Annotated in this window: 28 protein-coding genes; 10 read left to right on the forward strand and 18 right to left on the reverse strand. The window is 74.0% G+C overall.

Annotated features, from left to right (window positions below):
• Nucleotides 1–26 precede the first annotated feature (26 nt).
• Nucleotides 27–1,046: a hypothetical protein gene (locus ABZ459_RS27745; RefSeq protein ID WP_357975969.1), complete on the reverse strand. Its 1,020-nt coding sequence runs from the start codon at nucleotides 1,044–1,046 to the stop codon at nucleotides 27–29.
• Nucleotides 1,047–1,196: 150 nt separating this feature from the next.
• Between ABZ459_RS27745 and ABZ459_RS27750 the strand changes: the two genes are divergently transcribed.
• Both ABZ459_RS27750 and ABZ459_RS27755 read left to right on the forward strand, forming a co-directional pair.
• The gene (locus ABZ459_RS27750; RefSeq protein ID WP_357975972.1) at nucleotides 1,197–2,489 is read left to right on the forward strand and encodes a histidine kinase; all 1,293 of its coding nucleotides are present in this window, start codon (nucleotides 1,197–1,199) and stop codon (nucleotides 2,487–2,489) included.
• Nucleotides 2,470–3,141 carry a response regulator transcription factor gene (locus ABZ459_RS27755; protein ID WP_357975975.1) on the forward strand — a complete coding sequence of 224 codons (672 nt, stop codon included), beginning with the start codon at nucleotides 2,470–2,472 and terminating at the stop codon, nucleotides 3,139–3,141. Before ABZ459_RS27750 ends, ABZ459_RS27755 begins: the two co-directional genes overlap by 20 nt.
• Here ABZ459_RS27755 and ABZ459_RS27760 read toward each other — a convergent pair.
• The gene (locus tag ABZ459_RS27760; protein WP_357975978.1) at nucleotides 3,138–3,569 is read right to left on the reverse strand and encodes an SRPBCC family protein; all 432 of its coding nucleotides are present in this window, start codon (nucleotides 3,567–3,569) and stop codon (nucleotides 3,138–3,140) included. The two genes, ABZ459_RS27755 and ABZ459_RS27760, sit on opposite strands and share 4 nt — an antisense overlap.
• A gap of 149 nt (nucleotides 3,570–3,718) precedes the next feature.
• Nucleotides 3,719–4,003 carry a hypothetical protein gene (locus tag ABZ459_RS27765; protein WP_357975982.1) on the reverse strand — a complete coding sequence of 95 codons (285 nt, stop codon included), beginning with the start codon at nucleotides 4,001–4,003 and terminating at the stop codon, nucleotides 3,719–3,721.
• A gap of 197 nt (nucleotides 4,004–4,200) precedes the next feature.
• On the opposite strand from ABZ459_RS27765, the gene ABZ459_RS27770 reads away from it, so the two are divergent.
• Entirely contained in the window at nucleotides 4,201–4,668 is a 468-nt protein-coding gene (locus ABZ459_RS27770; protein ID WP_357975984.1) for a GNAT family protein, read from the forward strand.
• A gap of 45 nt (nucleotides 4,669–4,713) precedes the next feature.
• On the opposite strand, the gene ABZ459_RS27775 is transcribed toward ABZ459_RS27770, so the two are convergent.
• The 3 genes from ABZ459_RS27775 to ABZ459_RS27785 form a co-directional block, all read right to left on the reverse strand.
• A complete protein-coding gene (locus ABZ459_RS27775) occupies nucleotides 4,714–5,115 on the reverse strand; it encodes a hypothetical protein (RefSeq protein ID WP_357975987.1) in 402 nt (133 codons plus the stop codon).
• Nucleotide 5,116: 1 nt separating this feature from the next.
• Entirely contained in the window at nucleotides 5,117–5,653 is a 537-nt protein-coding gene (locus tag ABZ459_RS27780; protein ID WP_357975990.1) for a dihydrofolate reductase family protein, read from the reverse strand.
• A gap of 399 nt (nucleotides 5,654–6,052) precedes the next feature.
• Nucleotides 6,053–6,673 (reverse strand): TetR/AcrR family transcriptional regulator, encoded by a 621-nt coding sequence (locus ABZ459_RS27785; protein WP_357975993.1) that lies wholly within the window; start codon nucleotides 6,671–6,673, stop codon nucleotides 6,053–6,055.
• A gap of 81 nt (nucleotides 6,674–6,754) precedes the next feature.
• On the opposite strand from ABZ459_RS27785, the gene ABZ459_RS27790 reads away from it, so the two are divergent.
• On the forward strand, nucleotides 6,755–7,579 hold the full coding sequence (locus tag ABZ459_RS27790) for an alpha/beta fold hydrolase (RefSeq protein WP_357975996.1): 825 nt from the start codon (nucleotides 6,755–6,757) through the stop codon (nucleotides 7,577–7,579).
• A gap of 31 nt (nucleotides 7,580–7,610) precedes the next feature.
• Here the strand turns inward: ABZ459_RS27790 and ABZ459_RS27795 are convergent, their stop codons facing one another.
• From ABZ459_RS27795 to ABZ459_RS27815, 5 genes are all read right to left on the reverse strand, one after another.
• Nucleotides 7,611–8,048, reverse strand: coding sequence for a GNAT family N-acetyltransferase (locus ABZ459_RS27795; RefSeq protein WP_357975999.1), 438 nt, complete (start codon nucleotides 8,046–8,048; stop codon nucleotides 7,611–7,613).
• 69 nt (nucleotides 8,049–8,117) lie between these two features.
• The gene (locus ABZ459_RS27800) at nucleotides 8,118–8,537 is read right to left on the reverse strand and encodes an HIT family protein (RefSeq protein WP_357976002.1); all 420 of its coding nucleotides are present in this window, start codon (nucleotides 8,535–8,537) and stop codon (nucleotides 8,118–8,120) included.
• A 58-nt stretch (nucleotides 8,538–8,595) separates the two neighbouring features.
• Nucleotides 8,596–9,501, reverse strand: a complete 906-nt coding sequence (locus ABZ459_RS27805) for an RNA polymerase sigma-70 factor (protein WP_357976056.1) — start codon at nucleotides 9,499–9,501, stop codon at nucleotides 8,596–8,598.
• 110 nt (nucleotides 9,502–9,611) lie between these two features.
• Nucleotides 9,612–10,211 carry an SRPBCC family protein gene (locus tag ABZ459_RS27810; protein ID WP_357976005.1) on the reverse strand — a complete coding sequence of 200 codons (600 nt, stop codon included), beginning with the start codon at nucleotides 10,209–10,211 and terminating at the stop codon, nucleotides 9,612–9,614.
• Between the two features lie 51 nt (nucleotides 10,212–10,262).
• On the reverse strand, nucleotides 10,263–10,610 hold the full coding sequence (locus tag ABZ459_RS27815) for a hypothetical protein (RefSeq protein ID WP_357976008.1): 348 nt from the start codon (nucleotides 10,608–10,610) through the stop codon (nucleotides 10,263–10,265).
• Nucleotides 10,611–10,757: 147 nt separating this feature from the next.
• Here ABZ459_RS27815 and ABZ459_RS27820 point away from each other — a divergent pair, with 147 nt between their 5' ends.
• Nucleotides 10,758–11,477, forward strand: coding sequence for a TetR/AcrR family transcriptional regulator (locus ABZ459_RS27820; protein ID WP_357976011.1), 720 nt, complete (start codon nucleotides 10,758–10,760; stop codon nucleotides 11,475–11,477).
• A 76-nt stretch (nucleotides 11,478–11,553) separates the two neighbouring features.
• Here ABZ459_RS27820 and ABZ459_RS27825 read toward each other — a convergent pair whose 3' ends face one another.
• Together ABZ459_RS27825 and ABZ459_RS27830 are read right to left on the reverse strand one after the other, a co-directional pair.
• Nucleotides 11,554–12,162, reverse strand: a complete 609-nt coding sequence (locus ABZ459_RS27825) for a dihydrofolate reductase family protein (protein WP_357976014.1) — start codon at nucleotides 12,160–12,162, stop codon at nucleotides 11,554–11,556.
• 82 nt (nucleotides 12,163–12,244) lie between these two features.
• The gene (locus ABZ459_RS27830; RefSeq protein WP_357976017.1) at nucleotides 12,245–12,805 is read right to left on the reverse strand and encodes a helix-turn-helix domain-containing protein; all 561 of its coding nucleotides are present in this window, start codon (nucleotides 12,803–12,805) and stop codon (nucleotides 12,245–12,247) included.
• A 161-nt stretch (nucleotides 12,806–12,966) separates the two neighbouring features.
• On the opposite strand from ABZ459_RS27830, the gene ABZ459_RS27835 reads away from it, so the two are divergent.
• A complete protein-coding gene (locus ABZ459_RS27835; RefSeq protein ID WP_357976020.1) occupies nucleotides 12,967–13,923 on the forward strand; it encodes a chlorophyllase in 957 nt (318 codons plus the stop codon).
• A 53-nt stretch (nucleotides 13,924–13,976) separates the two neighbouring features.
• Here ABZ459_RS27835 and ABZ459_RS27840 read toward each other — a convergent pair whose 3' ends face one another.
• From ABZ459_RS27840 to ABZ459_RS27850, 3 genes are read right to left on the reverse strand one after another with little or no spacing between them, the layout of a single operon-like run.
• Nucleotides 13,977–14,621: a response regulator transcription factor gene (locus ABZ459_RS27840; protein ID WP_357976023.1), complete on the reverse strand. Its 645-nt coding sequence runs from the start codon at nucleotides 14,619–14,621 to the stop codon at nucleotides 13,977–13,979.
• Nucleotides 14,612–15,712 (reverse strand): histidine kinase, encoded by a 1,101-nt coding sequence (locus ABZ459_RS27845; RefSeq protein ID WP_357976026.1) that lies wholly within the window; start codon nucleotides 15,710–15,712, stop codon nucleotides 14,612–14,614. Before ABZ459_RS27845 ends, ABZ459_RS27840 begins: the two co-directional genes overlap by 10 nt.
• The gene (locus tag ABZ459_RS27850; RefSeq protein WP_357976028.1) at nucleotides 15,696–16,313 is read right to left on the reverse strand and encodes a DedA family protein; all 618 of its coding nucleotides are present in this window, start codon (nucleotides 16,311–16,313) and stop codon (nucleotides 15,696–15,698) included. The genes ABZ459_RS27845 and ABZ459_RS27850 overlap by 17 nt, the downstream gene beginning before the upstream one ends.
• A gap of 100 nt (nucleotides 16,314–16,413) precedes the next feature.
• On the opposite strand from ABZ459_RS27850, the gene ABZ459_RS27855 reads away from it, so the two are divergent.
• Together ABZ459_RS27855 and ABZ459_RS27860 are read left to right on the forward strand one after the other, a co-directional pair.
• A complete protein-coding gene (locus tag ABZ459_RS27855; protein WP_357976031.1) occupies nucleotides 16,414–19,137 on the forward strand; it encodes a DEAD/DEAH box helicase in 2,724 nt (907 codons plus the stop codon).
• Nucleotides 19,134–20,282 (forward strand): SWIM zinc finger family protein, encoded by a 1,149-nt coding sequence (locus tag ABZ459_RS27860; protein ID WP_357976034.1) that lies wholly within the window; start codon nucleotides 19,134–19,136, stop codon nucleotides 20,280–20,282. The genes ABZ459_RS27855 and ABZ459_RS27860 overlap by 4 nt, the downstream gene beginning before the upstream one ends.
• 18 nt (nucleotides 20,283–20,300) lie before the next feature.
• Here the strand turns inward: ABZ459_RS27860 and ABZ459_RS27865 are convergent, their stop codons facing one another.
• Nucleotides 20,301–21,773, reverse strand: coding sequence for a pyridoxal-dependent decarboxylase (locus tag ABZ459_RS27865; RefSeq protein WP_357976037.1), 1,473 nt, complete (start codon nucleotides 21,771–21,773; stop codon nucleotides 20,301–20,303).
• 107 nt (nucleotides 21,774–21,880) lie between these two features.
• On the opposite strand from ABZ459_RS27865, the gene ABZ459_RS27870 reads away from it, so the two are divergent.
• Complete coding sequence (locus tag ABZ459_RS27870; protein ID WP_357976040.1) at nucleotides 21,881–22,387, forward strand: ricin-type beta-trefoil lectin domain protein; 507 nt, start codon at nucleotides 21,881–21,883, stop codon at nucleotides 22,385–22,387.
• An 8-nt stretch (nucleotides 22,388–22,395) separates the two neighbouring features.
• On the opposite strand, the gene ABZ459_RS27875 is transcribed toward ABZ459_RS27870, so the two are convergent.
• Nucleotides 22,396–22,965 (reverse strand): WHG domain-containing protein, encoded by a 570-nt coding sequence (locus ABZ459_RS27875; protein ID WP_357976043.1) that lies wholly within the window; start codon nucleotides 22,963–22,965, stop codon nucleotides 22,396–22,398.
• Nucleotides 22,966–23,034: 69 nt separating this feature from the next.
• On the opposite strand from ABZ459_RS27875, the gene ABZ459_RS27880 reads away from it, so the two are divergent.
• Nucleotides 23,035–23,532, forward strand: coding sequence for an FBP domain-containing protein (locus tag ABZ459_RS27880; protein WP_357976045.1), 498 nt, complete (start codon nucleotides 23,035–23,037; stop codon nucleotides 23,530–23,532).
• Nucleotides 23,533–23,619: the final 87 nt, after the last annotated feature.

Below are 23,619 nucleotides of genomic sequence, written 5' to 3' on the forward strand. Positions count from 1 at the left end.
CCCGTACGGCGGGCCGGTGCTGAAGGTCAGCGTGTCCGGGCCGGCGCTGAAAGCCGGCGCATGCGGCGGGCCAGCAGCGCCAGGAGGGCGGCCGTCACCAGGCCGAGCACGGTGAGCGAGACCCGGTCGGCGGCCGTCTCGCCGTTGGCCAGCACTCCGAAGGCGGTGTGCCCGATCAGCGCACCGCCCGCCAGCGCCAGGCTGTGCCGGTCACGCCAGCCCTCGTGCGCCGCCCAGCGCCGTACCAGCAGCGCGGCCACCACAGCCAGCAGCGCCGCGGCCGCCATCGGCGCCGCCACCCAGCCGCCCTGGGTGAAGGCCGGATGCCGGGCCCCGCCGAAGGGGAACAGCAGCGCCAGATACCCGAACGCGACGACCCCGGCCCTCACCGCCACCAGCGCCGGAGCGGGCACGCCCGCTGATCCCCCGGCCGCCCGCGGGGCCTCGGCCGACGACGGCGGGACGACGCGCAACGCCAGGACGGCCAGCGCCGCCACCGCCAGCAGCAACCCCGCCTGCACCGGCCACGGCGCCAGGTAGCCGGGGTCCATGAAGGTGGCCGTCCAGCGCAGCAGCAGAGCGCCCAGCACGAACACCACACCCGCCGCCACCAGCCCGGCCCGCCCCAGGTAGGGGCGGTGGCGCAGCGCCGGGAACAGCAGGTCGGCCAGCAGGATCGGCAGCGCCACGCTGAACACCGCGTGGTAGGGGATGTTCAGCTCGGTGTAGGCGCTGTTGAGGCCCAGGACGCGCGGCGCCCATCCCGCCGCGCCGTACAGGGTGGGGCTGGTCAGCGCCTGCAGCGCCAGCCCCTCCTCCACGATCCCGTACGCCGCCCCCAGCAGCAGCACCGACCCCCACCCGCGACCGGCACGACGTACCAGCTCGCGGATCAGGACGGTGCCCGCGCCGTAGATCGGCGTCCACACCAGCAGCAGCCACGCCTGGCGCAGCGGCGGATTGCCCAGCGTGAGCTCGGCGACGACCGGGGTGAGCCCGGCCAGTACGAGCGCGGCCCACCGGCCGCGTGCCTGAAGGGAGACCATGACCCCACGCTCCCGTCCCGCGCGAGGGCGGCGCTGCTGCCTTGCGGCCGGTCCGTGGCCACCGCGGTCGTGCACCGGTGACGACTTTGGTTGCCACGGCCGGTGACCATGGTTGCCGCCCGGCGCGGCGGCCGCGGGCTACGATCGGCCATGGTGTTCGGGGCGAGCGGCCCGCAGACGGGCGAGGAGAGTCAGGCCGCCCATGCCGGGCGGACCCGGTGGACCTGGTGGGCCGGCACCCCTGGCGACGATCAGGACGACGGGCGAGCCGGCGGGCGGTCGCGGCGGGAGAGGGCCGCGGTCGCGGGCGGGGTCGTGCTCGCCCTGGCCGGCGGCGTCTCGGTGGTGTGGGGAGACCTCGTCCCCGGCACGCCTGGCTGGTACCTGTGGGCCGACGTGATCGGCGGCGCGGCGGCGTGCGCGGCGCTGTGGTGGTGTCGCCGCCGTCCGGTGGCCGCCGGGCTGGTCGCCGTCGCGCTGGCGATCCCGGCCGCCGCCGCGTCGGTCGCGGCCGGGATCGCCACGCTTCTCGTCGCGCTCCACCGGCGTCCGCCCGCGGCCGTCGCCGTCGGCGCGGCGTGGGTGGCCGCCTCGCTGACCAGGTTCGCCCTGCGGCCGCCGGGGCTGGCGCCGTACCCGGTGTGGGCGCTGGTCGCGGTGCTGTTCGGCGGGGCGGTCACCGGCTGGGGCATCCTGGCCAGGACCCGCCGGCAACTGCTCGCCTCGCTGGCCGAACGCGCCCGCCGCGCCGAGGCCGACCAGCGGCAACGCGCCCAGGAGGCACGCCGCGCCGAACGCCTGGACATCGCCCGCGAGATGCACGACGTGCTGGCCCACCGGCTGTCGCTGCTGGCCGTGCACGCCGGCGCGCTCCGCTTCAACGCCGCCGCCACGCCGGCCGAGGTCGCCGAGGCGGCCGAGGTCATCCGCGCCAGCGCCCACCAGGCCCTGCAGGAGCTGCGCGGCGTCATCGGCGTGCTGCGCCGGCACCCCGGCGACCAGCCCGCCTGCGCCCTGCCGCCGTCCGCCGAGCAGCCGCCGGCCGGGCTGGAACCGCTGGTGGCGGAGTCGCGGCGAGCCGGGATGAGCGTCGACCTGCGCGAACACGGCATACGCTTCGCCGACCTGCCCGAGCCGACCCGGCGCACCGCCTACCGCGTCGTCCAGGAGGGCCTGACCAACGCCCGCAAGCACGCCCCCGGCCGGCCCGTCACCGTCGAGGTGCGCGGCACGGCCGGCCAGGAGCTGACCGTCGAGGTGCACAACCCGCCGCCCGCCGGGCCGCGGGCGGAGCTGGCCGCCACCGGCGCCGGAGCGGGGCTGGCCGGCCTGGAGGAACGCGTCACCCTGGCGGGCGGCCGGCTGGACCGCGGACCGGCCGGCGACGGCGGGTTCCGGCTGGCCGCACGGCTACCATGGCCCCGTGGAGGAGTCGCGGAGTGAGCCCGGCCCGATCCGGGTGCTGATCGTCGACGACGACGCGCTCGTCCGCACCGGGCTGACCCTGATGCTCAAAGGCGCACCCGACCTGCGCGTGGTCGGGGCCGTGGCCGACGGCGGGCAGGTCCAGGCCGCGGTCGGCGAGCACTCCCCCGACGTGGTGCTGATGGACATCCGCATGGCCGGCCTCGACGGCATCGAGGCCACCCGGCGGCTGCGCGCCCGCACCGGCGCCCCGCAGGTCATCATCCTGACCACCTTCGACGCCGACGAGCACGTCTTCCGGGCGCTGCGTGCCGGAGCCGGCGGGTTCCTGCTCAAGGACACCCCGCCCGAGGGCATCGTCGAGGCCGTCAGGCGGGTGGCGGCCGGCGAGCCCAGCCTGTCGCCCAGCGTCACCCGCCGCCTGATCGCCCACCTGATGCCCGAGGAGGACGACCGGCGGCGCGCCGAGGCCCGCCGCGTGTTGTCGGCCCTCAGCGAGCGGGAGCGCGAGGTGGCGCTCGCTGTCGGGCAGGGCAAGCCCAACGCGGTCATCGCCGGTGAGCTGCACATGAGCGTGGGCACCGTCAAGGGCTACATCTCCCGCATCCTGACCAAGGCCGGCCTGGACAACCGGGTGCAGCTGGCCCTGGCCGTCCACGACGCCACCTAGCGGGCCGGCGACTCCAGCAGCCGCGCCAGCCTGCGCAGCGAATGCCGGGCCAGGGCCGTCACGACCGGGCGCGCCGCCGGCCACAACGCCCGGCCCGCCGCGCCCAGCGGCAGCAGCAGCTCCTCGGCCCAGATCACCCGGCTGCCGCCCCGCCACGGCCGCACCCGGATCGCGCCCCGCCCGCGCACCAGCCGCCCGGTGTGCTCCATCAGCACGTACGACGGCGGCTCGAAGGCCACGATCGTCATCGTGTCCAGGAACCCCACCGGCCGCACCCCGGTGTAGGCCTCCACCCGGCGCTCGCCCACCTGCCGCGCCGACGTCATGAACATCCATTCGCGGTGCCGCGGCCAGTCGGTGATCAGCGCGAACACCTCTTCCGGCCGCGCGGCCACCTCCACCGCCGCACCCGCGTACACCGCTCTCATCCCTGGCCTCCTCCTTTTTCAGGACATGAGATACGTGCTCATGATCCGGCCGGACGAACCCGGCACGGGCTGGCGGCGGGCATGAAAAGGTCCCGCCGCCGGGCTGAGGACTGGGGAAGTCAGACCCGGCGGCGGGACCGGCATCGGGATCACGACCCCGGCGAGGAGCTCCCGCCGTGGCCGGCCGGGCCGTACGCGGTGAGGTACGGCCTTACCCGGCCGGCCGGGCGGTACGCGGTTGCGCTGCGGATCACGGCCGGCCCCGCGTCATGGGGGTGACCGTCGGGGTGACCGTGATGACCGCAGCGGCCCGCGGCCCTGACCGGGGACGTGCCCGTGCCCGTCGCGGCCCGAGCCGCGACGCCGCCGCCGGCGAGCGTGGCCGTCGGCACCTCGACGACGGCCCCCGGCTCGCTGACGGCTGTGCCTGTCATGCGCTCCTCCTCCCTGCCCGAGCGGGCGACTCTGCACCGTGACTACCCCATGTCACTCTCCGTGAAGCTCGATGGCCGGGTAAAATCCCCGGTCAGCAGCCCAACGGTAGGGCTGCGATCACGGTGGGTGAGGGAAACGGCGGTGCGGAAGGTGCGTCCGCCGGAACTGTCGGTGCCTGGTGGCACACTCGGCGGGCATGAGCGACGACGTGCGGCTGCGGCCCGTCCTGGAGTCCGATCTGGAGGTGTTCCTGGAGCAGGAGCACGACGAGGAAGCCGTCCGGCGGTCCAGGTTCGCCCCTCGCGAGCGGGGAGCCTTCATGACCCACTGGGCCACCCGGGTGCTCGGCGATCCCACCGTTCTGGTGCGGGCGGTCACGGTCGGGGGTGCGGTGGCCGGGAACGTCGTGTCCTGGTGGGAGGGCGAGCGGCGTTTCGTCGGCTACTGGCTGGGCCGCCCCTTCTGGGGGCGTGGTGTCGGCACCGCGGCGCTGGGGCTGTTCCTGGCGGAGGAGAAGACCAGGCCCCTGTACGCCGACCCGTTCGCGGGCAACGCCGGCTCGGTGCGGCTGCTGGAACGCCACGGGTTCCGGCACGCCGGCACGGTCCGGCACGGCGAGGACGAGCATCTGCTGCTGGTGCTGGGCGACGACCTGTCCGCCTGACCGGTCAGGCGGCGGGGAGCACCGGGCCGTTCGGCGGTGCCGGGGTCAGCCGCGGCCGCCCGTGAAGGGGGGCTCGCCGTCCTTCAGTGCGCGGAAGCGCAGCGCCGACCACATCTCGTCCACCGCGACCTGGCCGTTGGGACGCAGCCCGTACTCGCCGACGATGGGCCACAGCGTGTCACGGTTGATGTCGGACTTGTTGCCCTTGGGGTAGGCCACCCAGACCACGGGCGGCGCGGTGACCTCGTCGCGGTGCTCGTCCAGGATCCGGCGGGCCGCGGCGGCGTCGGAGGCGAAGATCAGCGCGACGTCCGCCTCCTTGACGGATCCGGCCTCGCGCGCGCCCTCGGGCAGCGGCCCCAGGAGCGGCCGACGGGCGGGGTCGGAGACCCACACGGTGGTCGTCGGCTTGATGAGCAGCTTGTCGGCGACGGTCTTGGTGGCCATGTCATGCCCTCGTGTAGATCAGGTTCAGCACGCCGGTGCTGAAGGTGGTGGAGGTGGTCAGGGTGAGCGGGATCTGCTCCCGCACGTCGTCGAACAGCCGCTTGCCCGAGCCGACGACGATCGGGTGGACCAGCAGGTTGAGCTCGTCGAGCAGGCCCTCGCGCAGCAGCGAGACGACCAGGGTGCCGCTGCCGACGACGGAGATGTTCCCGCCGGGGCGCTCGCGCAACGCGGCCAGCTCGGCCAGGCTCACGACCTCGGTGTTCTGCCAGGACGGCGAGGTCAGCGTGGTGGAGACGACGTACTTGGCCGAGGAGTTCATCGCCTCGGCCAGCGGCTCCTTCTCGGGGTCCTGGTGCGGCCAGTATCCGGCGAACTCCTCGTAGGTGTGCCGGCCCAGCAGCATGGCGTCGGCGGCCTGCATCTGCGCGCCGACCGACTGGCCCATCTCGTCGTTGAAGTACGGGAAGTGCCAGGTGTCGGGGGCCTCGACGACGCCGTCGAGGGAGATGAACAGGCCCGCGGTGATCTTTCTCATGGTTGTCGCTCCTTGAGTTCCTGAGGTGCCTCAAGCGTCCCACCGACAAATGAAGTTGTCAAGACGACTTTGATTGTCCAAGGTGCGCGTTCCTGCGCCTCACGGCTCGGTGATGGGTGCGCGGGCCTTTGGGCCGGTTGCTCGAAAGAGGCGACCTTGGCAGCGCATCCCGCTCCGGCAACGGACGGCGGTTCGGTCGCGGAAGATGCCTGTCAGCCGTGGCCACCTCCCACGGATGGCCCCTGAGAGCCGCCTCGCCATGCCGCCACCGCCATGGATGGGGTGCCCGTGGAGCCTGTGATGACGGCTCTTCGGGCGGCGAACAGGTGTCCCGGGCCGCGAGGAACGGCCCTGGGGTCGGCCGCGCGGAACCGATTCCGGCCTGGGGGCGAAGGGCTGCTACGGGCGCGGCGCGGTCTGCGCGGCTGAGGGCTTGTGGGAGGTGGTGGCGGACAGGAGGGTCAGGGCGGCCTGGCGGGCGTGGTCGGCGGCGGCCGCGCTGTCGTGGTGGGCCGCGACGACGGTCGCGCCCTCGACCAGCATCAGCAACTGCCGCCCCAGCAGCCCGGGATCGGCCGCCCCGGCGCGTTCGGCGATGCCGGTCAGCAGCTCGAGATAGCGGTCCAGGTGGCGGGCGGTGATGGCCCGTACGGGGTCGGCGTGGTGCTGGGCGGCGGCGTTCAGCAGGGCGCAGCCGCGGAAGGCCGGGTCGTCGTACCACTGCCGCAGGGCGTCGAACACCGCGGCCAGCTGGGCGCCCGGATCGTCGCCCGCGGCCTCGGCGCAACCGGCCAGCCAGCGCGCGACCCGATCACTGCGTTCCCGGAGCACGGCCTCGACCAGGCCCTCCTTCGTGCCGAAGTGGCGATAGAGGGTCTCCTTGGAGATCCCGATCCCGGCGCACAGCCCGGCGACGCCGATGCCGTCGAGCCCGCGCTCGTACAGCAGGTCGGTGGCGGCGCTCAGGATGGCGGCGCGGGTGCGGGCGGGGTCGATCGTGGAGCCTTTGGCCACGGGCATGGCCCAGATAGTACCGGTCGGTTCGATCGGATGCTAACGTCTCGGGTCGTACCGATCGGTTCGATCTCGGGGAGTTCGCCCATGTCTGACCCGCTTGCCGCCGACCCGCCGCGCGACCCCGACTTCCCGGCCACCACGCCGCAGGTGACATTCGACAGCGGCGGCGAGCGCCTGCTCGGCGTGCTGCACCTGCCCGCCGGACGCGGCCCGCACCCCGTCGTCGTGCTGCTGCACGGATTCCCCGGCAACGAGCGCAACTTCGACCTCGCCCAGACGCTGCGCCGCGCCGGCTACGCCTGCCTGGTGTTCCACTACCGCGGATCATGGGGCGTGGGCGGCACCTGGTCCTGGGGGCACGTGCTGGAGGACGCCGCCGCCGTCGTCGCCGCGCTGCCCGGCCTGGCCGCCGCCCACCGGCTCGACCCGCGGCGCCTGGCGCTGGTCGGCCACAGCATGGGCGGGTTCGCGGCGCTGATGACGGCCGCGGCGGACCCGTCGGTGACCGCCGTCGCCTCCGTCGCCGCGTTCGACCTGGGCGTGGCCGCCGCGCTGTGCCGCGCCGACGCCGAGGTACGGGCCGGGTACGTCAAGGCGTTCGACGGCGAGCTGGCCCCCCTGCGCGGCACCAGCGGGCAGGCGCTGGTCGGCGAGATGGAGGCGGGCGGCGACGCCTGGCGGCTGGCCCGGCTCGCGCCCCGGCTGGCCGGCCGCCCCGTGCTCCTCGTCGGCACCGGCCACGACGTCGTCACGCCGCACGAGGTGCACCACGAGCCCCTGGCCGCCGCCTACCGGGCACACCCCGTCGAACGCCTCGAAGACCACCTCTTCCCCACCGACCATGCCCTGTCGGACCACCGCGTCACCCTGGCCCGCACGGTCCTCGGCTTCCTCGAACGCTCCCTGTGACGGCCGGGCCCCGCCCCCGGGCAGCGGCCCGTCAGGAGGGACGGGCCACGTACGCGTGCTTGGCGTCGCCGGAGAAGCCGCAGGCGCGGTAGAAGGCGTGGGTCGCGGGCCGGCGAGAGCCCGTCATCAGCATCGCCTTGTAACAGCCGGCGTCCCATGCGGCCTGGAGGGTGGCGGCCATGATCTGCTTGCCCAGCCCGGTGCCCCGCCGTGACGCCTCGACGACGACGTTCTCGATCACGGCGTACGGCGAGGCCGACCGGGTGAGGTTGGGGATCACGTTGAGGTAGGTCGTCGCGACGACGGCCCCGTCCAGTTCGAGCACGAAGAGACGTAGCGCGGGCGATGCGAGGATCTGCCGGAAGGCCGCCGCGTCGGACCCGTCCACGACATCCGGGTCATCGGGCTGCAACTGCCGGTAGAGGCGGACGATGTGCTCGAAGTCGTCGAGCCGGGCCTCGCGGATCATGCGGGGAGCATAACAACATGCCGCGGCCGCCTCGGCGCCTGTCGCCCGCCCACGCGGCCGGCCCCCGTGTCAGCGGGGCAGCGCGGCGCGGATCAGCGCCGCGTCCTGGTCGAGCCGGGCGCGCGAGGGGCTCCGCCACTCGGCGGCGACCACCACGCCGTCCCCCGCGAAGCGCGGCATCACGTGCAGGTGGAGGTGGAAGACCTCCTGGCCGGCGGCCTCGCCGTCGGCCAGCGACAGCTGCACCCCCTCGCAACGCAGCCCCGAGGCCCGCAGCGCGGCCGCCACCCGCCGCGCCGCCCGCCAGATCGGCCCGCCGACCGCGTCACCGGCCTCGGCCAGGCCGGCGACGTGCGTGCGCGGGATCACCAGGACGTGACCGGGCGTGGCCGGGTGAAGGTCGAGGATCGCCAGGACGTCGTCGTCGCCGTGGACCACGCTGGCCGCGGCCCGCCCGGCGACGATCTCGCAGAAGACACACGATTCCATGCCGGTCATGATCGGCGAGGACGGGCGGCTGCCGCACCCGGATTTCGCCGCGGCCTCGTCAGCGGCTCACGACGGTCTCGTGTCCCATCCGGGACAGCTTGCCGGGGTTGCGCACGGCGTACAGGCTGCTGATGAGGCCGCCGTCCAGGCGGATCGCCACGACGCTGTCGATCTCGCCGTCGATGTCGACGAGCAGCGCCGGATGGCCGTTGACGTGGGCCGGGCGCAGACGGGCCGTGCCGGCGATCCTGGACAGCACCCCGGCCACCGTGGCCGCGCCCTCGATCGGCGCGAGCGCCGCCCGCACCACGCCGCCGCCGTCGGTGAGCAGGACGACGTCGGGGGCCAGCAGGTCGAGCAGACGCTGCAGGTCGCCGGTCTCGATCGCGCTCTGGAAGGCCGCCAGCGCCTGGCGCGCCTGCTCGGCCGAGACGCTCGCCCGGGGACGGCGTGCGGCCACATGCCCCCGGGCGCGGTGGGCGATCTGCCGCACCGTGGCCGGGGTCTTGCCGACGGCCTCGCCGATCTCGTCGTACTCCAGGCCGAACACCTCCCGCAGCACGAACACCGCGCGCTCGGTGGGATGGAGCGTCTCCAGCACCAGCAGCATGGCCATCGAGACGCTCTCGGCCAGCTCGACGTCCTCGGCCACGTCCGGAGAGGTCAGCAGCGGCTCGGGCAGCCACGGGCCCACGTAGGACTCCTTGCGCCGGCGCATCGTGCGCAGCCGCGTCAGCGCCTTCCTGGTGACCATGCGGACCAGGAAGGCGCGCCGGTCGCGCACGGACTCCAGCTCGACCGACGCCCACCGCAGCCAGGTCTCCTGCAGGATGTCCTCGGCGTCGGCGGCCGAGCCCAGCATCTCGTAGGCGACGGTGAACAGCAGGTTGCGATGCTCGACGAACGTCCGGGTCGCGCTGTCGGCCTGGTCGGCCTGGTCCGCCGGTTCGGCGCTGGTGTCCATCATCTGCTCCCGCCTGTCGGTTCTCGACCTTGCCACACGCACCAGACGCCGGTCGCCATCGTCGCGTGACATCGGGGAACAGTGGCGCCCGTCACATCTGGCCGGCGCGGTCAGCGGGACTCCGCGGCGGCCTTCAGGTCGCGCAGCCATGCCTCCAGCCCCGCGCCGAGGAGCTGGGTGGAGGTGGCCACGTCGGCCTCGACCTGGGCGCCGGTCCAGGTCTCCTCGGTGTGCACGCGCACACCGCCCTTGGCCTCGGTGAACGTCCACAGGTGCACGCCCCGGTCGATGCGGACGCCCGTGCCGACCGCCGGCCCGCTCCACAGCAGGCAGGCGTCACGCTTGACGCGCCGGAGGGTGGAGGTGATGTGCATGGTGGTGGCCGGGGTCGTGGCGGTGGCCGGAGCCGGCGTGGTCCACCGCCACGACGAGCCGGCGCGCAGCGGGCCGCGGTCCAGGCGCTTGCTGGACAGGACCGGCTGCTGCCAGTCGGGCCACCGCTCCACCCGCGTCTGCAGAGCGAAGATCCTGCTCAGCGGAGCCTTGATCACGATGTCGGCCCGGTAGCGGATGCGGGCGGAGGCGTCCACCCCCTCCCCCCGGCACTGGGCGGCGCCGGCGGTGGCGTGGGCGGCCGGGACGTTGCCCGCCAGGACGCCGGCCACGGCGAGCGGGATCAGGATCGAGGCGACGCGGACGTTGCTGAACATGGTGTTCCTCTCGTTGAGGGATCGAAGAAAGGGGGGCGGCCGGGGACGCCGTCAGCGCCGTCCGGCCCGCACGACGGCCACGACGAGCGCGGCGCAGGCGGCGACGATCAGCACGGCGAAGGCGGGGTGCATGTCCTTCGACAGGCTCGGCGCGCCGTCCGGCCGGGCCACCCACACGGCGAACGGGACCGCGTAGGCGAGGGCGACCAGCACGGCCGCCCACCGGACCAGCCGGTCACGGGCGTGACGCAACGCGCCGACCAGCACGACCGCGACCGGAACGATCGCCAGCAACGCGAACTGGCCGACGATCATGACAGGCACCGCCCAGGCGGCGACGCTCACCGCCACCGGCGCGCTACGACCGGGGCGGGTGGACGGTTGGTACGTGGTGGTCATGACGTTCCCTTCACCTGGACAGGTCCGGACGGCTAGAAGCTCGTGCGTTCGTTAGAAGTTATAACTGCACAGGGAAAGGAGTGTCAACAACGTTCGTGATAGCCTCTAACTAAATCTCCTGGGTGTAGCGGCGGAAGGCGGCAAGGCATGGCGGACACCGGCACGGCGACCCCCCGTGAGCGCTACCGCGCCCAGATCCGCGCCGAGATCAAGGAACACGCCTGGCAGCAGATCGCCACGACGGGAGCCTCCGCGCTGTCCCTCAACGCGATCGCCAAACAGATGGGCATGAGCGGCCCCGCGCTCTACCGCTACTACGCCAACCGCGACGAGCTGATCACCGAACTCATCCGCGACGCCTACCGCAGCCTGGCCGACACCCTCCGCTCAACCGCCGAAAAGGGCGGCGAAGAAAGCGGCGGAAAAGCCGCTGAAGGAGGCGCCGGCAGCGGCGACGACCGGGGCGACGACCAAGGCGCCGGGCTGGCCGGGCTGGCCCACGCCGTACGCGCCTGGGCCCTGCGCGACCCCCAGCGCTACCTGCTCATCTACGGCACCCCCGTCCCCGGCTACCACGCCCCCGACGACATCACCGCCATCTCCGCCCAGATCATGACCCTCCTGCTCGACGCCGGCTCCGCCGCCCCGCCCCGGCGCCCCGAAACCCCGCTCGACCACCACCTGGCCGGCCACCGCGACTGGGCCGGCGATCACCCCGCCCCGCCCGCCGTCCTGCACCAGGCGCTCAGCTTCTGGACCCGGATCCACGGCGTGCTGTCCCTGGAGCTGGCCGGCCACTTCGCCGGCATGGGCTTCGACCCCGCCCTGCTCTTCGCCGCCGAGCTGGACGACCTGCTGGCCCGCTGACCCCGCGCGCACGACAGGCCCGGCCCGCCGGAGGAGGCGATGCCGGGCCTGTCGCAACGGGCCGGTCGAAGGCGCGCTATCGGGCGTCCTGGGGCAGGTGGGTCTTGGCGTCGTCGTAGGAGCCCTCACCGGCTGCCCCGGCCGGCCGGTAGACCAGGTACAGCACGCCCGTGGTGAACGTCTGCGAGCTGACCAGCTCCAGCGGGATCGAGCTGTCGCCCTCGTCGAACAGCCGCTCGCCCTTGCGCACCGCGATCGGGTGCACCAGCAGGTGCAGCTCGTCCAGCAGCCCGGCGGCCAGGAGCTGCCGGACCACCGAGACCGAGCCGCTCATCGCGATCGGGCCGCCCGGCTCGGCCTTCAGCGCCGTCACGCCCTTGACCAGGTCGCCCTGCAGCAGCTCGGAGTTGCGCCAGGTGAACTCCAGCGGCTGACGGGAGACCACGATCTTGCGCGCGTCGCCGATCGTCCTGGCGAAGTCGGCGTCCTCGCCGCCCGCCGCCTCGCGCTCCGGCCACGCCCCGGCGAAGCTGTCGTACGTCTCGCGCCCCAGCAGCAGCGTGTCGGCCATCTGCGCCGTCACCGCCGCGCCCATCTCGTCGTTGAAGTACGGGAAGTGCCAGTCCGCCGGGTCCTGGACGACACCGTCGAGCGAGATGAACAGGTTCGCGCTGATCTTCCTCATGATGATTTCTCCATGCGTCTCGGGATGTGGTTGAAGTCTCGCCGGACCGGCTTACGGATCTCTTAAGGTCTTCCTCCCGCGCTCACCGGGCCAGCCCGGCGACGAGCAGCCCGACCAGGCGGCGGGCGTCGTAGCGGGGGTCGGCCTCGGCCCCGATGCACAGGTTGCCCACGCCGCGCATGAGCTCGAAGGCGTCCAGATCGCCGCGGATCTCGCCGGCGGCCGCCGCGGCCTCCAGCAGGTGGGCGCACACCGGCACCAGGCGGTCGAGGAAGTAGGCGTGCAGCGCCTGGAAGCCGGTGTTGTCCGGCTGCAGCACCGCGGCCAGCCCGTGCTTGGTGACCAGGAAGTCGACGAACTGGCCGATCCACTGCCGCAGCGCCGCGTACGGGCTCGGGCCGGCGGCCAGCAGGGCCGGACCGGCCTCGGCGCAGGACTCCACCTGGTGCCGGTAGACGGCGATGACGAGGTCGGCCCGCGTGGGGAAATGGCGGTAGATCGTGGCGGTGCCGACGCCTGCCTCGGCCGCGATGTCGCGGATCGGCGCCTCCACGCCCGAGGCGACGAACACCGCGGCGGCCGCGCGCAGCAGGTTCTCCTCGTTGCGCCGCGCGTCGGCCCGTTTGGGACGCGACTCCTCCACGCCGTTCCTCCAGGGGTCGGATTGCTAAACGGGACACGGTCCCGTATCGTCGAAAACGGGACACGGTCCCGCTTGCACATCATGTCAGAGCCGAGGCCCGGCGGCCAAGCCCTGCCCTCTCCCGCGCCCACCTGCGGCAACTCCACCCGGAAGGCATCACCATGCCCGCATCGCCCACCGTCCCCGTCGTGTCGGTCCGGCCGGTCGTCCTGCCCGCCCCAGGACGGGGCCAGGACCTCCAGGTCCGCGTCTCGGCCCCCGTTACCGGCGACCACCTGCCCGTCGTCGTCCTGTCCCACGGCCACGGCTGGTCCATGGACGGCTACGCCCCCCTGGCCGACCACTGGGCCGCCCGCGGCTTCGCCGTCGTGCAGCCCACCCACCTCGACTCCCGCACCCTCGCCCTGCCCGCCGGCGACCCCCGCGCCCCGCACATCTGGCGCATCAGGGTCGAGGACCTCCAGCGCGCCATCGACGGCCTCGACGTCCTGGAAGCAGCCCTGCCGGGCCTGGCCGGACGCCTGGACAAGGGCCGCATCGCCGTCGCCGGGCACTCCTGGGGAGCCCACAGCGCCAGCATGCTGCTCGGCGCCCGGATCCTGGACGCCGACGGCCAGCCAGGACAGGACCTGTCCGACCCGCGCGTCACGGCCGGCGTGCTGCTCGCCCTGCCCGGCACCGGCGGCCAGGACCTGTCACCGTTCGCCGCCGAGCACCTCCCCTTCATGAACCCCTCCTTCGACGGCATGACCACCCCGGCCCTGCTGGTCGCCGGCGACAAGGACGACTCCCCGCTGTCGACACGGGGACCCGACTGGTTCACCGACGGCTACCACCTCAGCCCCGGCGACAAGACCCTGCTGACGATGTTCGGCGCCGAGCACACCCTCGGCGGCGTCGCCGGACACCACGTCGCCGAGACCACCGACGAGAGCCCCGAACGCCTGGCCCTGCTGCAGCAGCTCACCACCGCCTACCTCCGCACCGCCCTGCACCCCGGCGACCCCGCCTGGCCCACCGCCCGCGCCGCCCTGGAAGCGGCCCCCAGCCCCCTGGCCCGGATCGACAGCAAGCAGGCCGATCAGCCGGCCGGACGGCGGTCGCGCAGGTTGTCATAGACGCGGTGCGGCAGGTCCTGGTGACGGAAGACGCGCGGACGCACGGCCGCTCCTCAGGACTTCAGGAAGTGCAGGACGGCCAGCACCCGGCGGCTGTACCCGCTGGCGTGCGACAGGCCCAGCTTGTCGAACAGCGAGTTGACGTGCTTCTCCACCGCGCTCTGCGACACGTGCAGCTGCCCGGCGATCGAGGCGTTGGTCATGCCCTGGGCCATGCGCTCCAGCACCTCCCGCTCGCGCGCGGTCAGCCGGGCCAGCGGATCGACCTGTGTGGTTCGGGCCAGCAACTGCCGCACCACCTCCGGGTCGAAGGCCGCCCCGCCCGCCGCCACCCGCTCCAGCGCGTCCAGGAAGTCGCCGACCTGCGCCACGCGGTCCTTCAGCAGATAGCCCACGCCCTCGACGTCGGCGCTCATCAGCTCGGTGGCGTAACGCTTCTCCACGTACTGTGACAACACCAGCACCTTGACCCGCGGCCAGCGCCGCCGGATCTCCAGCGCCGCCCGCAGCCCCTCGTCGGTGTGGGTCGGCGGCATGCGCACGTCCACCACCACGACGTCGGGGGCGTGCTCGGCCACCGCCGCCACCAGGGCCTCGCCGTCGCTCACGGCGGCCGGCACCTCGTGGCCCTCCTCGCCCAGCAGGCGTACCAGACCCTCACGCAGCAGCGTGGAGTCCTCGGCCAGGATCACCCGCACGGCAGCCCCGCCGTCACCGTCGTCGGGCCGCCGGGCGGGCTGACCACCTCGAAGGCGCCGTCGAGCGCCGCCACCCGCCGGGCCAGCCCCGAAAGGCCGCCTCCCGAGGGGCGCGCGCCGCCCGTGCCGTCGTCGCTCACCCGTACGAGCACCCTGTCGTCCTCCTGTCTGACCTCGACCGTCACCATGGTGGCGGCCGCGTGCTTGGCGGCGTTGGTCACCGCCTCGCTCACCACGAAGTACGCCGCCGTCTCCACCGCCATCGGCGGCCGGCGCGGCAGGTCGCACACCACCTTGACCGGCACGCCCGCGCGTTCGGCCACCCCGGCCAGCGCCTCGCCCAGCCCGAGGGAGTCCAGCCCGCTCGGGTAGACCCGCCAGGCCACCTCGCGCAGCTCGGCCAGCGCCTGCTGGGCCTGCTCGTGCGCCTGCTCCAGCAGCTCCGGACGCCCCCGCCGGGAGCGCCCGATGAGCATCGACAGCGCCACCAGGCGCTGCTGCAGCCCGTCGTGCAGGTCACGCTCGATCCGGCGGCGCTCGGAGTCGACCGCGGCCACGATCCCGGCCCGGCTCTCGGCCAGCTCGGCGATCCGGCGCTCCAGCGCCTCGGTACGGTCGGGCCCCAGCAACCGCCCGGCCAGCCGCCGCTCCAGCGCGTGCACCCCCACCAGCCCCGACACGGCGATGAACAGCAACACGCAGCCGCCCACCACGAAGTACAGCACCAGCGGCGGCGTCGGCGTCATCCCGTCGTACGGCTCGCCACGGGCCCACGCCCCCAGCAGCAGGATCGCGGTGCGCGCGCCGAGGACCAGCAGCGTCACCACCAGCCCGCCCAGCACCCCGGCCGGGATCCTGGCGGCCAGGTAGCGCGCCGGCCGGGTGTCCCAGCCGGACAGCGCGTCCAGCGCGGCGGTGTCCAGGCGCAGGCGGCGCGCCTCGAACGCGGCCAGCCCCGCCGCGCGCGCCCGCACCCGCGGCCGCCCCAGGAAGGGCAGCGTGAGCAGCAGGAACACCGCGCCCGCCACGGCGGTGAAACCGCCCAGGACCACCGCGCCCAGCACCCTCAACCCCTCAGCGGCGGTTCGCATGCCTTCCCTTACGTCGTTCCGTCAGCCGCACCGCGACGAAGACCGCGATCGCCAGCACCACCAGGCCGATCACCACGTAGGTGCCGATCCCCACGTACGCCTCCACCAGCGACCAGTTCTCGCCGAGGAAGTATCCCGCAAGCACGAAGATGGTGTTCCAGATGGCGCTGCCGGCCGTCGTGAGCAGGGTGAACGTCACCAGCGGCATCCGTTCCACCCCCGCCGGCACCGAGATCAGGCTGCGGAAGATGGGGATCATCCGGCCGAAGAACACGGTCTTGCGGCCGTGCCGCAGGAACCACGCCTCGGTCTTCTCGATGTCGGTCACCTTGACCAGCGGCAGCTTGGCGGCGATGGCCAGCGTGCGCTCGCGGCCGAGCAGCGCGCCCACCCCGTACAGGGCCAGCGCCCCGACGACCGAGCCGAGCGTCGTGCACACCAGCACGTCCAGCAGGTCCAGCTCGCCCCTGCTGGCGGTGAAGCCGGACAGGGGCAGGATGACCTCGCTGGGCAGCGGTGGGAACAGGTTCTCCAGCATGATCGCCAGCCCGGCCCCGAAGGCGCCGAGGTTCTCCATCAATGCAATCAAATAATCCGTCATGCCCCCAGGCTACGAATGATCCGTTATGGCGGTAATGAGGCGGACGGCCGATGTGCTCTGTGGTAAACCACACCCCGATGTACCGTACACTGTACGGCCTATGAGTGCTCTCCCGGATCTGGCGCAACACCCAGCGATCTTCCGTCCCGGCGATCCCCCCAGGTCCGGCCACCTGGTCTTCCTCGACGACCAGGGCGACGGCTCGGCCACGGTGATCGAACAGGACGACGACGGACACCCTCGCGCGCGCGAGCGGGCCGTCACCGAGATCCCCGTCGCCGACGCCGTCGCCGTGCTGGCCAGGGCGCGCGCCGACGCCGCCGCCCACCCGGCCACCCGGTTCTGGGGCGCCGTCGCGCTGGTCGCCCTCCAGCTCGTCACCCGCGGCCGCATCCTGCCCGCCGTCTCGCCCGACGGCCACGACTCCTGGCGGGCCGGCCCCCTCGACGCCGCCGACGCCCGCCGGGTGCGCGAGCTGGCCGCTGCGATGCCCGCCGCCGCCCGCGCCATCCCCGTGGGCGACCTGCTGCTGCCCGACGCCGAGCCCCTCGTGCGCGCCTTCCTCGACGCCGTGGCCGACGCCATGCCGCGCTCGCCCGGAGCCGTACGCGCCACCGGCACCACCGCCTTCGCCGCCGTCAAGCCCGTCAAGGTGCCCCACCTGCGGCCCTGGGCCGAGGAGGTCTCGGCCGGGCTCGACTCCGGCGTGCGGCTCTCGCTCCGGCTGGAGGCCGACGACCTGGCCCAGGCCGAATTCCGGGCCGTCGTCCAGGTGCACGGCCTGGCCGACCCCTCGCTCGTCGTGGACGCCACCGACCTGTGGCAGGGCCGCGACCCCGGGTTCGGCGCCCGCGCCAGGATCGAGGTCACCCTCGCCGTGCGCCGCGCCGCCCGCGCCTGGCCACGCCTGGAACGGCTGCTGGAGCACGCCGTCCCCGACGAGCTCGCCCTCACCGACGGCGACGTGGAGGACCTGCTGGCCGGCGCGGCCGATCGGCTGGCCGCCGCCGGCGTCGAGGTCCACTGGCCGCGCTCCCTGGTACGCGGCCTCAGCGCCCAGGCCGTCGTCGGCGAACGCGACAGCGCGCCCTCCGACCTGCCCTCCTTCCTCGGCGGCCACCACCTGACCAGCTTCAACTGGCGGCTCGCGCTCGGCGGCGCCCCGCTGACCGCCGCCGAGATGGACCTGCTGGCCGAGTCCCACCGGCCCGTCGTCCGGCTGCGCGACCAATGGGTGCTCATCGACCCCGCGCTGGCCCGCAAGGCCCGCCAGCGCGACCTCAAGCCGCTGACCGGCCTGCAGGCGCTCGGCGCGGCCCTCACCGGCACGGTCGAGATCGACGGCGGGGACGAACCCGAACAAGTCGCCGTCGAACCCACCGCCTGGCTCGCCGACCTGCGCGACCGGCTCACCGACCCTGAACCCGTGCCCCCGCCGCCCGGCCTGGCCGCCACCCTGCGCGACTACCAGCTCCAAGGGCTGCGCTGGCTGGCCAGGATGACCTCGCTCGGCCTCGGCGGCTGCCTGGCCGACGACATGGGCCTGGGCAAGACCATCACCCTGATCGCGCTGCACCTGCACCGCGCCGGCACCGGCCCCACCCTCGTGGTCTGCCCCGCCTCGCTGCTGGGCAACTGGGAACGCGAGATCACCAAGTTCGCGCCCGGCGTCCCGGTCCGCCGCTACCACGGCGCCGCCCGCACCCTGGCCGACGACGGGTTCGTGCTCACCACGTACGGCACCATGCGCCTGGACGCCGCCACGTTGGGCGCCCACCCCTGGGGCCTGCTGGTCGCCGACGAGGCCCAGCACGTCAAGAACCCCGCCTCCAGCACGGCCAAGGCGCTGCGCGAGATCCCCGCCGGCGCCCGCGTCGCCCTCACCGGCACCCCCGTGGAGAACAACCTGTCCGAACTGTGGGCCATCCTCGACTGGACCACCCCCGGCCTGCTCGGCCCCCTGACCCGCTTCAGGGCCCGCTGGGCCAAACCGGTCGAGTCCGGCGACGCCGACACCGCCGCCCGGCTGGCCCGCCTCGTCGGGCCGTTCCTGCTGCGCCGCCGCAAGAGCGACCCCGGCATCGCCCCCGAACTGCCGCCCAAGACCGAGACCGACCGGCCCGTCCCCCTCACCACCGAACAGGCCGCCCTGTACGAGGCCGTCGTCCGCGAGAGCATGACCCAGATCGAGAACGCCAAGGGCATGGCCCGGCGCGGCCTGATCGTCAAACTGCTGACCGGGCTCAAGCAGATCTGCAACCACCCCGCCCACTACCTGCACGAGTCGTCCCCCCGCCTGACCGGCCGCTCGGGCAAGCTGGAACTGCTCGACGAGCTCGTCGACACGATCCTCGCCGAGGACGGCGCCGTGCTGGTGTTCACCCAGTACGTCGCCATGGCCAGGCTCCTGGAACGCCACCTGTTCGGCCGCGGCGTCGACACCCAGCTCCTGCACGGCGGCACCCCGGTCGCCCGCCGCGAGGAGATGGTCGCCCGCTTCCAGGACGGCCACGCCCCCGTCTTCCTGCTCTCGCTCAAGGCCGCCGGCACCGGCCTGAACCTCACCCGCGCCGACCACGTCATCCACTACGACCGCTGGTGGAACCCCGCCGTGGAGGACCAGGCCACCGACCGCGCCTACCGCATCGGCCAGACCAGGCCCGTCCAGGTGCACCGTCTCATCGCCGAAGGCACGATCGAGGACCGCATCGCCGCCATGCTCGGCGCCAAGCGCTCGCTCGCCGACGCCGTGCTGGCCTCCGGCGAGGCCGCCTTCACCGAGCTGACCGACGCCGAACTCGCCGCACTCGTGGAGCTCAGATGACCGCCGTACGCGGATTCGCCGCCTTCCCCCCGCAACGCGCCGGCGCCCGCTTCGCCACCACCTGGTGGGGCCAGGCGTGGATCAAGGCCCTGGAGGACACCTCGCTCGACCAGACCCTGCTGCGCAAGGGCCGCGCCTACGCCAAGACCGGCCAGGTCGGGCCGATCACCGTCAGCCCCGGCCGGCTCGCCGCCGTCACCGAGCACGAGTACGACACCGTCGTCCGCGTCGAACAGCTCACCGACGCCGCCTGGGAACGTTTCCTCGACCAGGTCGCCGCCAAGGCCGGGCACATCGCCGCGCTGCTCGACCGCGACGTCCCGCACGACCTGGTCGAGGCCGCCGAGGACGCCGCCGTGCCGCTGCTGCCCACCGTCGGCGACCTGGAGCCCGAATGCTCCTGCCCCGACTGGGGACACCCCTGCAAGCACGCCGCCGCCCTGTGCTACCAGGCGTCCTGGCTGCTGGACGGCGACCCGTTCGTCCTGCTGCTGCTGCGCGGACGCGGCGAACAGGAACTGATCGAGGCCCTGCAGAACCGCGACCTGCCCGTCCCGGCCCCCACCCGCGCGCCCGGCGGCGGGACCGCCGAGGAGGACGCCTCCGGCGGGGTGCCCGCCGCGCAGGCGTTCGCGGCCGGCGAGCCGCCGCTGCCCGAACCGCCGCCGCGGGAGGCCGCCTACACCCCCCTCGCGCTCGACCCCGCGCCCGGCGTGGACGTGGCCGCCCTGGCCGTGCTGGCCGCCTCCGCCGCCGGCCGCGCCCGCCAGATCCTGCTGCACGGCGGCCTGGAACCGCTGACCGAATACCAGGACCGCGTCCGCCTGGCCGCCGAGCACGACCTCGACCTCGGCCTGGAAGCCGCCGTCCAGGCCTGGCGGTACGGCGGCGCCCCCGGGCTCGACGTGCTCGAAACCCCCTGGACCCCGGCCCGCCAAGACCTGGCCAGGGCCCAGGCGCTGCTGGAGTCCGGCTGGGACGGCGACCCGCCGCCCCAGCTGGAGACCTGGCGCAACCGCTGGACGTTCGGCCCCCGCCAGGTGCGCTACGGCCGCGACGGCCGCTGGTACCCCTTCACCCAGCACGACGGCCACTGGTGGCCGGCCGGTCCGCCGGAACGCGACCCGTCCAGCCTTCTCACCTGACCCCGGCGGGCACGGGGGTCAGGGGGCGGACTCCTCGGCCTCGCCCGCCGCGGCGACCACGGCCAGCAGGCGGTCCAGGTCGCCCGGCGTGGCGTGCGGGTTGAGCAGGGTGAGCTTGAGCCGGACCCGCCCCGGGCCCGCCCCCGGCAGCTCGGTCCGGCCCACCACCGCCCTGCCCTCGCGCAGCAGCCGGCGCCGCAGCCCCGCGTTCACCTCGTCCGAGCGCGCCGGATCCGCCGGCACGTACCGGAACAGGAACGAGGTCAGCACCGGATCGGCGTGCAGCTCCAGCCGCCGATGGGCGCGCACCGCCGCCGCGCCGTGCCGGGCCAGGTCGTGGCAGGCCTCCACCAGGCGGCCCAGCCCCGCCCGGCCCAGCGTGCGCAGCGTCACCAGGATCTTGAACGCGTCGGCCCGGCGCGTGGTGCGCAGCGAGTACCCCAGCAGGCTCGGGTAACCGGCCTCCTCGTCGTCGGCCGGGTTGAGGTAGGCCGCCCGCCGGGCCAGCGAGGCGTACGTCTCGGCCCGGCGCACCAGGAACACCCCGGCCGCGGCCGGCTGCCAGCCGAGCTTGTGCCAGTCCAGCGACAGCGAGTCGGCCAGCGCCAGACCGTCCAGGAGCGGGGCCAGGCGCTCCGACAGCAGCGCGCCACCGCCGTAGGCGGCATCGACGTGCAGCCAGGCGCCGTGCTCGGCGGCCAGCGACGCGCACGCGCGCAACGGGTCGATCGCCCCGGTGTCCGTGGTGCCCGCCGTGGCCACCACCGCCACCGGCAGCTCACCGCGCCCGGCGCTCGCCCGCAGCGCCCCGGCCAGCGCTCCGGCGTCCATCCGCAGCTCCCGGTCGACCGGGACGGCGACGACCGCGTCCTCACCCAGCCCGAGCAGCGCCGCGGCCCGCCGGGTGGAGAAGTGCGCGGCCTCGGAGGCGAAGATCCGCAGCCGCGGGCCCCCGCCCGGCAGGCCCGACAACTCGGCCCGGACGCCCGCCGACCGGCCCACCGCCAGGTCCCTGGCCAGCATCAGGCCCATCAGGTTGGACTCGGTGCCGCCCGAGGTCAGCACGCCGGCCGCGGCCGCCCCGAACCCCACCATCCGGGCCAGCTCCGCCAGCAGCGACGTCTCCAGCGCGGTCGCGGCCGGCGCCTGGTCCCAGGAGTCCAACGACGGGTTGAGCGCCGAGACCGCCAGATCGGCCGCCACCGCCACGGCCAGCGGCGGGCAGTGCAGGTGCGCCGCGCAGAACGGATCGGCCGGATCAGCGCTCCCGTAGGCCAGCAGCTCGGTCAGCGCCCCCAGCCGCTCGCCCTCCGGCGCGAACGCCCGCGCCACCTCGGCGGCCAGCTCCTGGGGCGTGCGGGCGGGCAGCGGGCCGCCGCGCCGCCGCGCGCCCTCGGCCAGGGCGGCCAGCACGTCGCGCAGCAGCGGCTCCAGCGCGGCCGCCCCGCCCACACCACCGGACAGGGCCAGGTCCTTCGTCACATCGCTCACCCGGCCACTGTGCGGCACCGGCGGCGGCGCGGCCAACAGGCACTCCCGGTGGAACGTCATGGAACGCCCTCCAAGACAGGCACCCCATCGACCACAAGGAGACCCCCATGCGACACCTGCGCCGGATCGTGTACGCCCTGGGCGCGGCGCTGGCCCTCGGCCTCGTCCCCGCCACCGCGCACGCCGCCACCCCCGTCCACGTCAAGGAGGCCGAGCAGAGCAAATGCCTCGACATCCGGACAGAGGACGACATCTTCGTTCCCGGCGCCCGGCTGCAGCGCTTCACCTGCCACAACGTCAACGAACAGCAGTGGGAGATCGTCCCGCTGGCGAGCGACTCGTTCGTGCTGCGCAACCCGCTGACCCGGCTCTGCGTGGCGGCCGACTCGGCCGGGTTCGGCGCGCAGGTGGTGGAACGGGCCTGCGGCGACACCGACCCCGCCGTCCGCTGGTTCACGCTGGGCGGGGTGCCGTTCGTCAAGGGGGCGGGGTTCAACCAGATCCGCTCGGCCCTGGCGCCGGGAAGCTGCCTGGACACCCTGGACACCTTCGTCAAGATCTTCCCCTGCTCGCCGGGGCTGACCAACAAGGCCCAGCTCTGGGCGGCGGTCTGACCCCGCGCTCAGGCCGGCGGCCAGTTCCTGAGCACCGCGTCCAGGGCGTCGAGGGCCCTGGACCAGGAGGCGTCCACCTCGCGGGGATGGCGGCGGAACCCGCCGGCCATCTCCAGGGTCACGTAGCCGTGCAGCGTGCTGCTCAGCATGCGCAGCGCGTCGGTCTGGTCGGGCTCGGACAGGTCGTAGCCGCGCAGGACGGCCCGCGTCAGCTCCGCGTGCCGGCGGCCCGCGCTGACGTCCAGCGACTCGGAGTCCAGCTCCAGCTGGGTGGCGGCGTACCGGCCGGGATGCTCCTTGGCGTAGCCGCGGTAGGCCGCGGCGAAGGGCACCAGCGCCTCCTTGCCCGACCGGCCGGCCAGCGCGGCGGCGGCCCGGTCGGCCATCTCGCCCAGGGCCAGCTCGGCCACCCTGACCCGCAGCTCCTGGATGTCCTTGACGTGCGCGTACAGGGCCGCGGGCTTGACGCCGAAGCCGCGGGCGAGCGCGGAGACGGTCACGTTCTGGAAGCCGACCTCGTCGGCCAGGTCCGCGGCCGCCCTGGTCAGGCGGTCGACGGTCACTCCCGCGCGGGCCACGGCAGCACCCTTTCTTACAGGCTTTAAGTATTTGCATACTACCGTTAAGAAAAGCTAGCCTCCACACCCATGAGACCCCTGACCGAACACGACATCCGCACGTCGTTCATCAACTGCTCCAAAGGCGAGGCCAAACGCGCCGGCCTGCCCAGGGACCTGGCCGACCTGCCCTGGGACGACCTCGACTTCCTCAGCTGGCGAGATCCCGGCGCCCCCGAGCGCGCCTACCTGGTGGCCGAGGCCGACGGCTCCCTGGTGGGCGTCGCCCTGCGGGTCACCTCCGGCGCCTCGCGGTCCTTCACCTCGCGCAGCATGTGCTCCTTCTGCCTGACCACGCACACCGCCGGCGGCGTCGCCCTGATGACCGCCCGCCGCACCGGCGAGCCCGGCCGCCAGGGCAACACCGTCGGGCAGTACCTGTGCGCCGACCTGGCCTGCCCCCTCTACCTGCGCGGCAGGAAGCAGGCCGCGGGCGCCGGCGTCGTGGAGGAGTCGCTGACGCCGGCCGAGAAGGTCGCCCGCACGCACGCCAACGTGCGCGCCTTCCTGGACAAGGTGGCCGCCTAATGGGAGCTACCGTGGCTGCTGATCGGGCAGACTCGGTGCCTGGTAGCCGCTGGTGAGTGAGCACTCTCGCCGCCTGGATCTTGAATC

It is taken from the genome of Nonomuraea sp. NPDC005692, from assembly GCF_040631115.1.
Lineage (GTDB): Bacteria > Actinomycetota > Actinomycetes > Streptosporangiales > Streptosporangiaceae > Nonomuraea.

Bases quoted from the DNA above. Each gene is read 5' to 3' on its own strand.
- ABZ459_RS27750 (WP_357975972.1), top strand. From the start codon at position 1,197: ATGGTGTTCGGGGCGAGCGGCCCGCAGACGGGCGAGGAGAGTCAGGCC.
- ABZ459_RS27770 (WP_357975984.1), top strand. From the start codon at position 4,201: ATGAGCGACGACGTGCGGCTGCGGCCCGTCCTGGAGTCCGATCTGGAG.
- ABZ459_RS27780 (WP_357975990.1), bottom strand. From the start codon at position 5,653: ATGAGAAAGATCACCGCGGGCCTGTTCATCTCCCTCGACGGCGTCGTC.
- ABZ459_RS27815 (WP_357976008.1), bottom strand. From the start codon at position 10,610: ATGACCACCACGTACCAACCGTCCACCCGCCCCGGTCGTAGCGCGCCG.
- ABZ459_RS27765 (WP_357975982.1), bottom strand. From the start codon at position 4,003: ATGACAGGCACAGCCGTCAGCGAGCCGGGGGCCGTCGTCGAGGTGCCG.
- ABZ459_RS27880 (WP_357976045.1), top strand. From the start codon at position 23,035: ATGAGACCCCTGACCGAACACGACATCCGCACGTCGTTCATCAACTGC.
- ABZ459_RS27775 (WP_357975987.1), bottom strand. From the start codon at position 5,115: ATGGCCACCAAGACCGTCGCCGACAAGCTGCTCATCAAGCCGACGACC.
- ABZ459_RS27745 (WP_357975969.1), bottom strand. From the start codon at position 1,046: ATGGTCTCCCTTCAGGCACGCGGCCGGTGGGCCGCGCTCGTACTGGCC.
- ABZ459_RS27820 (WP_357976011.1), top strand. From the start codon at position 10,758: ATGGCGGACACCGGCACGGCGACCCCCCGTGAGCGCTACCGCGCCCAG.
- ABZ459_RS27825 (WP_357976014.1), bottom strand. From the start codon at position 12,162: ATGAGGAAGATCAGCGCGAACCTGTTCATCTCGCTCGACGGTGTCGTC.
- ABZ459_RS27805 (WP_357976056.1), bottom strand. From the start codon at position 9,501: ATGGACACCAGCGCCGAACCGGCGGACCAGGCCGACCAGGCCGACAGC.
- ABZ459_RS27850 (WP_357976028.1), bottom strand. From the start codon at position 16,313: ATGACGGATTATTTGATTGCATTGATGGAGAACCTCGGCGCCTTCGGG.
- ABZ459_RS27870 (WP_357976040.1), top strand. From the start codon at position 21,881: ATGCGACACCTGCGCCGGATCGTGTACGCCCTGGGCGCGGCGCTGGCC.
- ABZ459_RS27835 (WP_357976020.1), top strand. From the start codon at position 12,967: ATGCCCGCATCGCCCACCGTCCCCGTCGTGTCGGTCCGGCCGGTCGTC.
- ABZ459_RS27800 (WP_357976002.1), bottom strand. From the start codon at position 8,537: ATGGAATCGTGTGTCTTCTGCGAGATCGTCGCCGGGCGGGCCGCGGCC.
- ABZ459_RS27790 (WP_357975996.1), top strand. From the start codon at position 6,755: ATGTCTGACCCGCTTGCCGCCGACCCGCCGCGCGACCCCGACTTCCCG.
- ABZ459_RS27785 (WP_357975993.1), bottom strand. From the start codon at position 6,673: ATGCCCGTGGCCAAAGGCTCCACGATCGACCCCGCCCGCACCCGCGCC.
- ABZ459_RS27810 (WP_357976005.1), bottom strand. From the start codon at position 10,211: ATGTTCAGCAACGTCCGCGTCGCCTCGATCCTGATCCCGCTCGCCGTG.
- ABZ459_RS27855 (WP_357976031.1), top strand. From the start codon at position 16,414: ATGAGTGCTCTCCCGGATCTGGCGCAACACCCAGCGATCTTCCGTCCC.
- ABZ459_RS27860 (WP_357976034.1), top strand. From the start codon at position 19,134: ATGACCGCCGTACGCGGATTCGCCGCCTTCCCCCCGCAACGCGCCGGC.
- ABZ459_RS27845 (WP_357976026.1), bottom strand. From the start codon at position 15,712: ATGCGAACCGCCGCTGAGGGGTTGAGGGTGCTGGGCGCGGTGGTCCTG.
- ABZ459_RS27760 (WP_357975978.1), bottom strand. From the start codon at position 3,569: ATGAGAGCGGTGTACGCGGGTGCGGCGGTGGAGGTGGCCGCGCGGCCG.
- ABZ459_RS27795 (WP_357975999.1), bottom strand. From the start codon at position 8,048: ATGATCCGCGAGGCCCGGCTCGACGACTTCGAGCACATCGTCCGCCTC.